The organism is Streptococcus parasanguinis (assembly GCF_001578955.1).
GTDB classification, from domain to species: Bacteria; Bacillota; Bacilli; order Lactobacillales; family Streptococcaceae; genus Streptococcus; species Streptococcus parasanguinis_U.
Map to the genome: position 1 here is coordinate 106,631 of NZ_KQ969691.1, position 13,230 is coordinate 119,860.

Consider the following 13,230-nt stretch of genomic DNA (forward strand, 5'->3'; position numbering starts at 1 on the left):
ACGTTTAGAGAACTGGCTAGCTTTACGCGCTTTCTTAAGACCTGGTTGAGGCATCACTTATTTTATCCAATTTCAAAATGCTTTAAAATCAACGTTTTCATAAGTTTTTAAAAATTAAAATTTCAATTAAGTTCAATCACTTTCATTTAAATAAGGTAAACTTTCATTAAAAATAAGATAAAATCGAACCAGAATATCAAAAGTTTACCTTATTTGGTTTTTACAGATATAGTGAGCTCCCCATTCCAATAAAATGGTATATTGATTTAAAACACTTCCTCCCTGTCCGAATTTGGATAGGGTTTTTCATTATTTAAAACTCGCAGTAAGGTTTCAATACTTGCTTTTAAATGGAATAGTTCAACTTTCATATCACTATGAGAGTGGTTATTTTCTATATGGTAACAATGGCGTTTGATATGCCATAATGCTTTTTGAATGTTATTTTCTTTTATATTTTTCATGTTTAGATTATATCTTGAAAAGTTCTTGAAGTGAGGAAAACTCCTGAAATGCTGGGAATTTCAGCTCAATAGTCCAATGCCCTGAACTCGATTAAAAAGGGACTTCGCCAGCTTGTCGCCCGTTGGCCGACCGATCGTCGAAACGGACAGAGGTCGGTGCAATTATCATTTGAATTTATGTTTTACAATTTTTATGGTAAAATGTAAACGTAAACACAAGAAACTCTCTAAATATTCTATGCTTTTAAAAAAGATAGGAGGTGATGTGAAATGGGAAGCGTTGGTTTGATTACAGTTGCTCTTATTATAACTCTCCCTCTAGTCATAATTTTTTTAATAGTAAAAAATCTTAAGAAAAAATAACTTTAAAATATTTAGAGAGCAGATAAAAGACACCAAAACTAAATAATTTGGTGTCTTTTATTGTGAAATCTCCTAAAACCCCTCTCCTTTATTTCACAAAACTTTCCGAAAATGCTTGTTTTCTGAAAAATACTTACTCTAAAGAAAGTACTTAAAAAACGCTCAGAATCACCGTCTCAATACCAAATAAACGTTATTTTTGCGTGATTAAAACAAAAATCGGGGCATCTATACAAAACTTAAGGGCACAAAAAGTGGAGGTGTTATCCTCCGCTTCATCCTATTTATTTTTTATTCTCCTGATTATTTTTTAATGATAGTTTAATCAAAGTAGTACTAATAAGAGAACTAAAAGCTATAATGAGATAGGTATTCTCGATAGTTCCATGTGAAATTAGCATATATGAAATAAAGATAATTTGGACTACTATATTCAACCAAAATATGAAATTAAAAACACTATTCATTTAAATTCTCCTTAATATATCTACTTATTTCCAAAATAATAATAATTTTAAAATATTCATCTTCATAAATGATTTTTTGGTTGTCTTTAAAGATAGAACAAGAAGTAAGCTAACGACACCACACCATGCTAACAAGTAATAAGTAGATTTGCTAAAAATATCAAAATAAGGGTTTCTATAAAACTCAATATAAGCTCCAATAAAACTATATTCTAGAATTTTGCCAACAGTTTCATTAACTATTGCTAAACTAGGCCCTAAAGAAATGACCATCGTGACTATCATCGAAAAAATTTGAGCCTTTGATTGAGTTTGAGAAATAGTTCCTACTAAAAAGTTTATCAAAATTGAAGCTACTGATGTCATAATCATAATGATAGAATAGCTTTCCCAGATTCCAGACAAATTTGTTTCAGTAATCAAAGGGAACAAAATGAGATTCGCCATAGAAATCAGAACTGGATAAAATAAAACTGAAATTACATATTCTACAGGGCGAACTCCATTTAAAAGTAATGTTGTCAAATTATTCTTTTCTTTTTCTTCTGCAATCATAGCAGAAATAGGACTTCCTACAGCCATTCCTATAGCCATTGAAAAGCACAGAGACATAAGATCCAACCCTTTAGAACTGTCTGTGTTCATAACAAACTTTAACAGTAATACCATAAAGTATGGCATTAATACTGGGATCAGAATATTCTTATTAGTGATAAAAATTTGAGTTCGTAACCAAATCAAGGCTGATAATCTTTTAAACATTTAATTTTACTCCTGTTCTTTGAATAAAAACATCTTCAAGTGTTGGCTCGCAAGAATGTATAGTGACTGATTCTGACAAATCGTAATTCTGAAGTTCGTTAAAATTTAACTCGATTTCTTCATGATTTTTAAAAGTAATTTTCACTCTCTTGTTATTATTATATTTATTGATTATATCTTTAGGAGTACCTTGCTCGATGAGGCAACCTTGATTTAGAAGAACAAGGTTATCACATAGAAGAGTTGCTTCATGCATATCATGCGTGGTTAAGAAAATAGTTGTTCCTTGAGATTTTAATTCAAGTAATAGTTCGTGAATCTGTTTAGATGTTGTTGGATCTAACCCACTAGTAGGTTCATCAAGAAATAAAACTTTAGGGGAATTAATTAAAGCTCTAACAAGAAGCATACGTTGTTTCATTCCCGTTGATAATTTTTCTGCTATAACTTTTTTACTATTTTGTAAACCAACTTTTTCCAAAATTTCATTGACCTTTATAAAATCGACCCCATGTAATTTTGCATATAGATTAAGATTTTTTTCCAAACTCATTTTTTCGAAAAAACCACTTGTATCGCTAACGATTCCTATTCTTTCAAAATCCTCTGGAGATAATAGTGATGATTCTTTATTTAGTAAGTAAGTCTCGCCATGATCAGATGATAATTGCCCAGTGATAATTTTAATCATTGTTGTTTTTCCAGAACCAGATGGCCCTAAAAAACCAAAAATCTCTCCTTCATTAATGTCAAAACTAACATTTTTTAAAGCAAATTTTTCATCGAATTTTTTTTTAACATTTTTAACCTTTACTACTTGCTCCATCGCTATTTCTCCTTTTTACTTTCTTAATGATTAAACAGCCACATAATTAGTGGCATACCAACAGGTCCTATAAACCACATATTTTAGTCCTCCTATTTAGAATTCTCTTAAAACTGAAACCGATAAATAATCGATTATCTCTTCTTGATTATAGAAAATTTCAATGATTGACAGAGGTTCTAAGTAAACAATTTTGTATAGTCTATGATTAACCTCAACTCTACATAGACACCCTTCATTTTTTTCATTTTCTATTATTATTTTGTGTTGTTCTACATATTCAGATTTTAGGGAATATCTCATAACGTAATCCAAACTAGAGCGGTTAAAAGAGTTGCAACAATTACCATAGCACTATCCTCCATTTTTTTACTTAATCTTTAAGACCTCTGTCTTTATGGTTTAAGTATAAAACAAACATAAAAAAAGCAACATGACGTGGAAGTCAGGTTGCTAAGTCTTCGTCTCTTTCTTTTTTTAAGTTAGCTACTAAAACATTATCATTAAGCATTTCAGCAAAAAGAATAGCTTTATGATAAGATTCTTTAGATTTATCATAATTTTTTTCTATTTGGAGGTAATATTTAGCCTCAAAAGCATAAATAGCTGGTTTATGCTGGAAATTATTTGTTTCGGCAATCACTTCTCTAAATAGAGTAGTATAGGTTAAATAATGCTCTGGTTCAATTTTAGACAAGATGGTGAGTAAAATTCTCTCAAATAAGTACATTCGTTCAAGATCGCTATAATCAATGTATAAAGGAATCTTCTTAGCCAGTTCATCAAAATATGAATTATCCTCTAATCCAATTGCACAACAGAAAAAATACAAATTAATTAATACCAAATCATTATAACTATACTTTTTCTTCTTAAGAATTTGATGAAAATATTCTTCAAATAAACCTAGGGCAAAGCCAGAGTCTTGCGATACCCAAACATCTAATCTAACTTGTAACATTTCAACTAGTAATTGTTCGTCTTCTGGCAAATTATCAAAAAAATCTTTATAAATTTCATCGAATATCAACTCATGTTGCTTAATTCTTTCTTGATCACCATATGTGTGCGATTTTATCAACTTATTTTTCAATTCCAAATATCTTTTAGGAATTTCCATTTTATCAACATCTATTAAATTTTGAATTGGAACTCCTAATTTTTCTGCTAAAAACATCATTTTAGGTAATGTAATCATAGCCTGACCATTTTCAATACGAGCTAATTGTCGAACAGTCAATTCTGACTCATCATCACAAATATCTGCTTGAGTTAGCCCGTGGTTCAACCGAGCTATTTTTATCTTTTTACCAATTTCCTTCTTTAAATTTTCCATATATCTATCCAAATATTTTGATTTTATTTATCTTATCACATTTCAACAAAAATATCATTAAGAATAAATTCCAATTTTAATTATAAATACAAAACTAAAATCCTTGGAGAAGATATTCATCACCGAACTATTCCCCTATTTAAAAAATATTGATTCAAATTTTATGAAATTAAAAAGTAGATATCGTTCTGAAAATCCTTGATATTACGCTGTTTTTAATCCAACTGAAATTCATACTTTCCAAACCAGGTTTTAAGTTTATTAAGAATTTTTGGAAAATCTAGATACTGTATGAATCTCTACCTTTTTCTCTACTTTTTTCCGCAGACGGTTATAAAGTCTGACATAATAAGCTTTGTAGGTGTAGGAGTTGATTTTTACAGAAGTGAAATAGGTATTCACTACACACCAACAGACGTGAGAAACCTTGATTTTAAGTGATTCTTAAAATTTTAAATTTCAATACATTGCAATATAAATCAACCGGCTCACTACCTTTTTTGAAATAAGATTATTGATTCGGACAATAAAAAGTAAAAGGAGCTTTATCGGAAGATAAAGCTCCTTTTTTGTATATTTTCACTATATGAGGTTCTTGAAATAACTTATTGTATTTATCTTGAATTTATTGCATAGATATATGCAAGGTAAGACACGAAATCTCCAATTTGTTTTCGATTTTTTTCTATTTCTTTTAGGTATTTCACTACTTCACTCGACTGCTCCATGTTACGACTAAGTAGCTTAAAATTATATATAACTATTTCATGTTGAGCTGTGCGACCTTCATCTTTTTCTCTACGTTCTGCACTTTCCCATAATAACCACTGACTGCGGGTATATGCGTAATCCATACTTGCTTTTAGAAAATCATGCCATATTTCTAAAATATCTGGTTCAGTTCCCAACTCAAGTAAAATTGCTTGATGAATTTTTTGACAATATTCAAAAGAGAGAGCATCTTTACACTTTAAATAGTTTTCATAACTTATATTTTTCATATTTTCCCCCTTAAAAACTTTATATAGTTAAAATTTATAAAAAAAAAGCCTGAGGCTTAGTCAAAAATTCCTAAAATGTTGAAATCTCCCCTACTTCAAACTTACAATTCGTGTACACGAATTGTAAGAATAATGAGGTTTCCCTCAAACACCAATTCATTCATGAAAATTTATTTTCAATTATTTATTCCCTAAAGGGAATTATATCCCAAAATCAAGATTCTGTCAAGTTAAATTTCAGTTACAAATCCACCCTATCCTCCCTCCCCCACATGTAATGTGGGGGATTTTTGTTTTTTCTAAACTTTTTTCACTTTTTTGTCCGAGAACACTCAAAAAATCTCCTTATAAACAAGAACAACCATCCAGCTCATGATGTTAAACCGAGCAAGAATCCTTTCACTATTTTTGTCCAAAAGGAAGGTAAAGAATTATGGCCAAAAAAATTCAAAACAACCCAAACCCGACAAGGTCGCTATCCGCAGAGAAAAAGAAATTAAGGAAGCGATTGAGTGTGGCAACTGGAAAAGAGTTGTCCATCTTCTATCATTACCACTCGAAAACGCAGAAAGAAGAGACAGGTATCATGGAAAACTCAGCATCAATTTCACCTATAAGAAGAAAGAAATGCTTGACTTTCTACCTGACAATTCCAGACACTCCAATCCTCTTGAATCAATCATTTATGAAGAAGATATGAAGATTATCTATCAGACAATTGACGAGTTCGACGACATCGAACAAACCATTATCTTTGGTTACTTCTTTGAAGATAAGAAGTTCACTCAATTAGCTAGAGAAGTTCACCTCAGTGACAAAACAGTCAAAAGAAGGCTAGAAAAATCACTCAAACTTCTGAGGGAAAAACTTGAAGAATAAATAAAAAACTGTCCAGTTCATGACAGGAAACCGAGCTTGTCCCTTTTCAATTTTTAATCTTCATATAGAAAGGTAAAACCATATGAAAATCAAACCACAAAAACGCAAAGGCGGATACTCAAATCAAACAGCAGAACAATACGTGAATCTTCAAGCACCTATTCACTTGCTCAGTGATGAGCTTGAGCCACAACAAAAATTCGAGGATGGAAAGCCAACCGGTGAAATTGTTGCTTACAAGGCTTGGTTCGGACAAAAAGGGCTCCCGCCTTTCCAAGTTAAATTTTCAGAAGCACCTGACCTACCAGACTATCTGTCTTTGGTTTCCTTTGAAAATCTAATGGCATGTGAAGTAAACTATAATGTTTACTTCAAAGCAGATAAATTAAAAGAGGTAAAATAATGGTTCATTCTCTCACAAAAAGAGAGTTGGAACAATACTTGTTGCAGAGTCTGAACATGGGTTTAGGCTCTGTTCTTCAAGGTGAAACATCTTATACCAACTCATTCGATATTGCAGTTAAAGAAGATGGATTTATCTTCATTCCACGTCTTCCATCTGGTTTTATTATTGATGATGACTTATATCAGAAGATTTTTCTAATCGCAAACGCCTCCCTCTATCCTCAATATACGCTATTGAAACAAAACTCCGCTTACTTTGTCGCATTAAAAACAGATGACATCCATGTGCAACGCGGATTATTTTTCCCATGGAAACAGGGGATTTCTGAACGCCTTATCATTTCCGACCTTGAACAATTCACCTCATCTCTAAAGGGGAATGATATTCCTGTCATGAAAAATCTAGTCATTAACTATGATAATGTAACTTCTATTGCAATTGCTGGCAATTCAGGTAGTGGGAAAAGTTATGCTTTGACGTATTTGCTAAGCGTATTAAAAAATATTTCTGATTTGATTATCGTTGACCCAAAATTCGATACTCCATCACGTTGGGCAAGAGAATACCAAATTCCTGTCATTCATCCACGCGAAAACCGTTCTAAATCTGACTTTGTTTCCGAAATTAACGAAAGTTTAAGTCAGTGTCTGTCTATTATTCATAAGCGTCAAGGAATTCTCTTTGAAAATCCACGTCATGAATTTAAACATATGACAATCGTTATTGATGAAGTCCTTGCCTTGTCAGAAGGGGTCAATAAAACCATCAAAGATTCCTTCTTCTCGTTATTGTCTCAAATTGCATTACTTGGGCGAGCAACACGAGTTCATTTACTTCTAGTCAGTCAACGCTTTGACCATATTACCATACCAGTTTCTGTTCGAGAACAATTAAACGTTCTGATACAGATTGGAAACATTAATAAAAAGACCACGCAGTTTTTGTTTCCCGACCTTGACCCAGAAGGCATTGTTATTCCGATCGGCAAAGGAACTGGCTTAATTCAAATCATTGATAACGAACATCCTTATCAAGTTCTCCCCCTCCTCTGCCCCACCTATTACACTAAGAAAGGAATATTATAAGCCATGAGAAAAACGAACTTTCAAAAAACTATACATCCAGCAACTACCCTTTTTATAGTGGGAATCCTATCTATGCTTATTTCAATCTTATTGAGACTTGGAATGACCCCCTTGGAAAACAGTGTCTATTTCACATCTCTGTTTGATTTCCTGCGCTTGCTTCACTTTATCAGCTCATCTGTCTCTTTCTTGTCTCTCCTCTTATTCCTTGGATTAGTTGGCTATGAAATCAAGATACGCCATAGAGAAGATAGAATATCAAACCTCTTTAAGTCCATTACACAGACCTTTTCTCTTCGTCTTTTTCTTATTCAAAGAGAACACACAGAATCTGTAAGCACAAGCGAGCAAGGGAATGTAAAGAGATACAATCCTGTCAACAAACAGTTCAATAAAGCAATTCAGAAAGCGGTTGTAGATATAAGAGAAGGAAGCGCAAGCTTGATTATTCCTGTCCCTAAATCTCAACAAGCTATTAGAATTCTAAAAGATTTGGAAACAATCATCAGTGAAGAAATATCTAGTCGCAATCCAGACTATTATTTTTCACGGCCTGAAAGAAAGGGTATGGCCTTCTACTTTATCGGAACAAGACGCAATTGATTGGAAGGGCGCTTTGGCGCACGAAGTGAGCGCCACCTAGCGCCCTTCTGCTTGGTATATGGACTAACGGGTTACTACGACCCCGTTAGTCCAATAATCAATAATCACCAAAAATCAAATAAATCATGTACCACATTCCGAAGACACCCCTCTAAATCTCCTTATAGATAGAAATACAATTTGAAAGCGAGACATATTGAATATGGCAAAAGAACAACGTTCTAATAAATGGGCTTTTCTTTTCTACAGAGAGAGCGCCCCAGAAAACTATTTGGAAATCCTTGAAGGTTTTCATATCCCCTTTATCTTATCACCTTGGCATGATAGAGATATCAATCGAAAAACAGGGGAACTTAAGAAAGCTCATAAACATGGAGCCTTTTTCTTTGATTCGCTTAAAAGCTATAATCAAGTATCTGAACTCATCAAGGATAAATTAAAGGGACCTGCTCATGTAGAGCCTATTATGTCTCCCAAGGGGATGTATGACTACTTTGTTCATGCGGAGAATCCTGAAAAGACTCAATACAAAATTGATGATATAGAAATAGGATGCGGATTTGAATTAGACAAATTCCTCATAAACAATAACAACGATGACTTTCTATCAGCCATCATTGATGTGATAGACAAGAATAATTTCACAGAGTTTAATCATCTGGTTAGATATGCGAGGGAAGAAAATCCGACCTTATTAAGACTTATCGTAGATAAAACTTACTTTTTTGCTAAGTATTTAGATTCACGAAGGTATAGCACAGACAAAAGCAAAATAACTTCATCAGAAAATTCCTTGACGAATACTCCTAATGAAGCTAGTGACGTCATATCAAGCACTACTTCAATAGAATTATAATGGAGGAAAAGCTATGCAAGTAATCTTACCAGATGAGCAAATTCATCAAATTCAACTTTTACTCTCTAATCTTATAAATAAAGAAATCAGAGAGCAATTAGACAAGAGCGGTATCGATAGCCCCTATTTGAACAAGCAACAAGCTTGTAACTATTTAGGTATATCAAACAATACACTGGATTCTTGGATTGTAAAAGGCTTACCCAAAATCAAAATCGGTAAAACGATTCGATTCCATAAAGACGCTATCGACCAATGGCTAAACTCACATAACTAGAAATATCAAGATTTTTGTTTTATAATAGTCATGATATTTTCTGGTTCGATACACAAGGAGAATATCATGACTATCACTAAAACCAAAAATGGTACTTATCGTTTAAAAATCTACATTCCAATAGAAGCTCGAATGCCACTTGGAATCGTCAGCAACAACTACTACGATAAACGATTCAAAACAAGAAAGGAGGCAAGACAAGCAGAGATAGACTTACTCACGAAGTTAAACCAAATTGAAGACAATGCGTTTTCGGGACTAGGCAAAGAAGATATTCTTTTCTCAGACTTCTATAATAATATTTGGTGGGAATCCTATAAAGCAGGTCAAACTACATCAACTTCTAAGCCACCAAGCAGGTCAACAATTGCTAATACCAAAACATGTTTTGAAAAGCATATACTACCACTTCTTGGCAACTATACTATTCAATTTTTAAACCAAAATAAACAGGTTATTCTAAATTTGATGACGGCAAAAGCCAACGAATATGCCAACTTCAAAACTTTACGAAGTTACGTTATTTCTATTTTTGATTGGGCAGAAGAACTTGAATATATTGAAGCAAATAGAGTTGCAAAAACTTTAAGACGAATTAAGGCTGTTAAAAAAATTCAACTTGCAGAATCAAAACGTGATGAAGATTTATATTTAACTCATGAGCAACTCCAAGAATGGTTCTCAGCCTTTAAAGAGGATTTAGAGAATGATAGAATATCACTCAAAGATTACGTCCTTTTCTATCTCACTTTTTTCCTTGGAGATAGAAAATCAGAAACATATGCTCTCCAGTGGAAACATATCGACTTTTCAAAATCTCAGATTCAGTTAATTCAGGCTTTAGATAGATACGGACAAGTAAAATCTACCAAAGGAAATAAAAAAACTATCTTTTCTATTTCTAGCGACTTGCTTCAACTCCTAACCTTATGGAAAAAACAACAAAAATATGAACTAGCAAAGTTTGGTATCATCAGTAATCCAGAACAATTCATCTTCACTTATATAGATACCAGAGGGAATATCAATAAACCCCTACATTCTGACTATCTTAATAATAAGATGCAAACTATCAGAAAGCGACACCCAGAGCTTACACACGCTACACCACATAAACTACGTCATACGGGAGCAACGCTCGCTAAACAGGCTGGAATGAGCTTAGAAGCCATTTCCGAAGCTCTAACACATAGCGACACAGGTACAACACAGATTTATGTCAATACTTCTAACGTAGTCCCTATGGCAGTCGGTGAATTTGCCTTAAAGTCTCTAAAACAATAAGGTTAAAATAAGGTAAACTTTGAGGTGAACTTTTTCAAAAAACACAAAAAACTCTAAGCAGGCAGAGCCTGCTAACTCATGACAGAAAAGAAGGTTCGGCTTATAATGAAGGTGAACAATACAAATCCGTGGTCTTTAATAGGGCTTTTCCTAGTCTGTACAAAAAACTGGTTGAACAAGAGTCATGAGATAACTCGAATATGCCTTGAGCACGAAAATAAAATTACTAATAGCCTCTTGTTCTATTGTTCAAATAGTTAACAGGAGGTTTTTATAATGGAAGTCATGATTGAAACTTGTTGTGGAATTGATGTCCATCAAAAGTCTATCGTTTGTTGTATTCTAGATGGTCCACTAGAAAGCAATAAACCTAAAAAGATTCAAAAAAAATTTGGTACAACAACTATAGCTCTCCAAAATGCCTTAGCTTGGATAGTAGAAAATCATGTAACACATGTCTTTTTTGAAAGCACTGGCCAATATTGGGTGCCACTCTTTAATATTTTTTCAGACTCAGAACTCAATTTGATATTAGCTAACCCCCAACATATCAAGAATGTACCTGGTCGAAAAACAGACATGAAAGATGCAGAATGGATTGCACAACTCGGACGTTGTGGACTTATTGAGCCATCTTACATTCCTAACCCTGAAGTGATGCAGTTACGTTTACTCACTCGTAGGCTACGTTCTTATAAACAACGTCAAACCCAAATAAAGAATGAGATTCATAACCTCTTACAACGTGCTAATATCAAACTAACCAGCTATCTTTCTGATATCTTCTCTAAGACAGGACAGTCTCTTTTAACGCTCTTTATCAATGGGGAACTCATTGATTACGACAATGTGACAGCTTGTATTCACAAGCATGTCAAAGCAAGTCCCGAACAATTAATGGAAGCCATGAATGGGAAGTTGTCACTGGAAGATCGATTTCTCTTGGCCCAAAGCCTAGAAGAATATCAATTGTATCAAAAACTCATGAATAAATTAACGAGTGAAATGATAGCTTATATCGAAAAGGAGTTCCCCTGAAGAAAATAGATTACTTCAAACGATCCCTGGTGTGAGTGAGACCTGTGCAGCCACTATTTTAGCTGAGATTGGACCAGATGTGAAGGCTTTTCAATCGGACGCACACCTAGCTTCTTGGGCTGGGCTCTGCCCTGGTTCATACGAAAGTGCTGGCATTAAAAAATCCTCGCACATCACACAAGGAAATCGTTACATCAAACAGGCACTGACAATGTCTGGATTGATTGCGGCTCACTCTAAAGACAGCGTGTTTTCATCTTTTTATAGCAAAATTTCCCAAAGAGGAAGTAAGATGAAAGCCGTCATTGCTTGCGCACATAAGTTGCTTCGTATCATTTACAAAATTCTCGCAACACACCAAGAATACGACAAAGAAAAAGTGCTAGGACTGAGGCAACAGTTCTAACACCAAAAATTTAAAAAATCTCAATTACAGTATAGCACAAGAAGAGTTTTTTGCGCTATTTTGATGTTTTTTTTCAAATAAAAAGCACCCATGAGGTAAACTCTTGAGTGCTTTGAAACGTTGATATAATTGTATTGATTAACGTTTTGAGAATTGTGATGCTTTACGAGCTTTCTTAAGACCTGGTTTCTTACGTTCAACCTTACGTGAGTCACGTGTAAGAAGTCCTGCGCGTTTCAATGAATCGCGGAAGTCTGGGTCTACTTGAAGAAGGGCACGAGCGATACCATGACGGATTGCTCCTGCTTGACCAGCGTATCCACCACCTACAACGTTAACGAAAACGTCGTATGAACCTGCAGTTGAAGTAACTGCGAATGGTTGGTTGATTACAAGACGAAGGTCAGCGTGTGGGATGTACTCTTCAACATCTTTTTTGTTAACAGTGATTTTACCAGTTCCTGGAACAAGGCGAACGCGTGCAACAGCGTTTTTACGACGTCCAGTACCTGCATATTGTGCTTGTGACATACTTTATTGTTCCTTTCCTTAGATAAGTCCTGAAATATCAAGAACTTCTGGTTGTTGTGCAGCGTGAGTGTGCTCAGCTCCAACGAATACTTTCAATTTCATACCTTGAGCGCGGCCAAGAGTATTGTGTGGAAGCATACCTTTAACTGATTTCTCGATCAAACGTACTGCATTTTTAGAACGAAGTTCACCAGCAGAGATTGATTTCAATCCACCTGGGTGGTTTGAGTGAGTGTAGTAGATCTTATCAGTTGCTTTTTTACCAGTCAATTTAACTTTTTCAGCATTGATAACGATTACGAAGTCACCTGTATCAGTGTGAGGTGTGAATGTTGGTTTGTTTTTTCCGCGAAGCACGCTAGCAACAACTGCTGAAAGGCGTCCAAGAGGTACATCAGTTGCGTCAACAACGTACCATTTGCGTTCTACTTGGCCTGGTTTAGCCATGAATGTAGTTTTGTTCATGATTTCTCCTATATGAATGTCGTTTTTGTTTACAGGGCGGATGTTCCGGTCCGCAAGTTATTTGAAAGGTTCCGGGGCCTTACAAATGGGGTAAACAATACCGCCTACTATTGTATCAAAATTCTAAGATAAAAGTCAACCGATTTGGAAAATTATTTGCGATTTTCTTTTCCAATGACAA

The 13,230-nt window shown here is 34.2% G+C and carries 16 protein-coding genes; 9 read left to right on the plus strand and 7 right to left on the minus strand.

Translation table 11 applies throughout. The features are described from left to right. Nucleotides 1-266: 266 nt before the first annotated feature. From SPADD19_RS11725 to SPADD19_RS07335, 5 genes are all read right to left on the minus strand, one after another. Nucleotides 267-464, minus strand: coding sequence for a hypothetical protein (locus SPADD19_RS11725; RefSeq protein WP_128861608.1), 198 nt, complete (start codon nucleotides 462-464; stop codon nucleotides 267-269). 854 nt (nucleotides 465-1,318) lie between these two features. Continuing rightward, the gene (locus SPADD19_RS07320) at nucleotides 1,319-2,056 is read right to left on the minus strand and encodes an ABC transporter (RefSeq protein ID WP_225750021.1); all 738 of its coding nucleotides are present in this window, start codon (nucleotides 2,054-2,056) and stop codon (nucleotides 1,319-1,321) included. Next, entirely contained in the window at nucleotides 2,049-2,882 is an 834-nt protein-coding gene (locus tag SPADD19_RS07325; RefSeq protein WP_061455662.1) for an ABC transporter ATP-binding protein, read from the minus strand. The genes SPADD19_RS07320 and SPADD19_RS07325 overlap by 8 nt, the downstream gene beginning before the upstream one ends. Before the next feature lie 445 nt (nucleotides 2,883-3,327). Further along, the gene (locus SPADD19_RS07330; protein ID WP_061455663.1) at nucleotides 3,328-4,218 is read right to left on the minus strand and encodes a helix-turn-helix domain-containing protein; all 891 of its coding nucleotides are present in this window, start codon (nucleotides 4,216-4,218) and stop codon (nucleotides 3,328-3,330) included. Nucleotides 4,219-4,832: 614 nt separating this feature from the next. Next, nucleotides 4,833-5,219: a hypothetical protein gene (locus tag SPADD19_RS07335; protein ID WP_061455664.1), complete on the minus strand. Its 387-nt coding sequence runs from the start codon at nucleotides 5,217-5,219 to the stop codon at nucleotides 4,833-4,835. A 627-nt stretch (nucleotides 5,220-5,846) separates the two neighbouring features. Here SPADD19_RS07335 and SPADD19_RS11735 point away from each other — a divergent pair. From SPADD19_RS11735 to SPADD19_RS07380, 9 genes are all read left to right on the plus strand, one after another. Then, the gene (locus SPADD19_RS11735; RefSeq protein WP_241496534.1) at nucleotides 5,847-6,098 is read left to right on the plus strand and encodes a sigma factor-like helix-turn-helix DNA-binding protein; all 252 of its coding nucleotides are present in this window, start codon (nucleotides 5,847-5,849) and stop codon (nucleotides 6,096-6,098) included. Between the two features lie 88 nt (nucleotides 6,099-6,186). Then, nucleotides 6,187-6,501: a hypothetical protein gene (locus tag SPADD19_RS07345; protein ID WP_186822895.1), complete on the plus strand. Its 315-nt coding sequence runs from the start codon at nucleotides 6,187-6,189 to the stop codon at nucleotides 6,499-6,501. After that, entirely contained in the window at nucleotides 6,501-7,589 is a 1,089-nt protein-coding gene (locus SPADD19_RS07350) for a cell division protein FtsK (protein WP_061455666.1), read from the plus strand. The genes SPADD19_RS07345 and SPADD19_RS07350 overlap by 1 nt, the downstream gene beginning before the upstream one ends. A gap of 72 nt (nucleotides 7,590-7,661) precedes the next feature. Further along, nucleotides 7,662-8,192 (plus strand): hypothetical protein, encoded by a 531-nt coding sequence (locus tag SPADD19_RS07355; RefSeq protein WP_241496535.1) that lies wholly within the window; start codon nucleotides 7,662-7,664, stop codon nucleotides 8,190-8,192. A 202-nt stretch (nucleotides 8,193-8,394) separates the two neighbouring features. Continuing rightward, nucleotides 8,395-9,048, plus strand: coding sequence for a replication protein (locus SPADD19_RS07360; protein ID WP_061455668.1), 654 nt, complete (start codon nucleotides 8,395-8,397; stop codon nucleotides 9,046-9,048). Nucleotides 9,049-9,061: 13 nt separating this feature from the next. Further along, nucleotides 9,062-9,325, plus strand: coding sequence for a helix-turn-helix domain-containing protein (locus SPADD19_RS07365; protein ID WP_061418099.1), 264 nt, complete (start codon nucleotides 9,062-9,064; stop codon nucleotides 9,323-9,325). A 66-nt stretch (nucleotides 9,326-9,391) separates the two neighbouring features. Next, nucleotides 9,392-10,609, plus strand: coding sequence for a site-specific integrase (locus SPADD19_RS07370; protein ID WP_061418102.1), 1,218 nt, complete (start codon nucleotides 9,392-9,394; stop codon nucleotides 10,607-10,609). Nucleotides 10,610-10,885: 276 nt separating this feature from the next. After that, entirely contained in the window at nucleotides 10,886-11,647 is a 762-nt protein-coding gene (locus tag SPADD19_RS07375) for an IS110 family RNA-guided transposase (RefSeq protein WP_061455669.1), read from the plus strand. Beyond that, nucleotides 11,625-12,053, plus strand: a complete 429-nt coding sequence (locus SPADD19_RS07380; protein ID WP_080979719.1) for a transposase — start codon at nucleotides 11,625-11,627, stop codon at nucleotides 12,051-12,053. Before SPADD19_RS07375 ends, SPADD19_RS07380 begins: the two co-directional genes overlap by 23 nt. 138 nt (nucleotides 12,054-12,191) lie before the next feature. Here the strand turns inward: SPADD19_RS07380 and rpsI are convergent, their stop codons facing one another. Both rpsI and rplM read right to left on the minus strand, forming a co-directional pair. Beyond that, nucleotides 12,192-12,584: a 30S ribosomal protein S9 gene (rpsI, locus tag SPADD19_RS07385; RefSeq protein WP_002893764.1), complete on the minus strand. Its 393-nt coding sequence runs from the start codon at nucleotides 12,582-12,584 to the stop codon at nucleotides 12,192-12,194. Nucleotides 12,585-12,602: 18 nt separating this feature from the next. After that, a complete protein-coding gene (gene rplM, locus SPADD19_RS07390) occupies nucleotides 12,603-13,049 on the minus strand; it encodes a 50S ribosomal protein L13 (RefSeq protein WP_002876943.1) in 447 nt (148 codons plus the stop codon). Nucleotides 13,050-13,230: the final 181 nt, after the last annotated feature.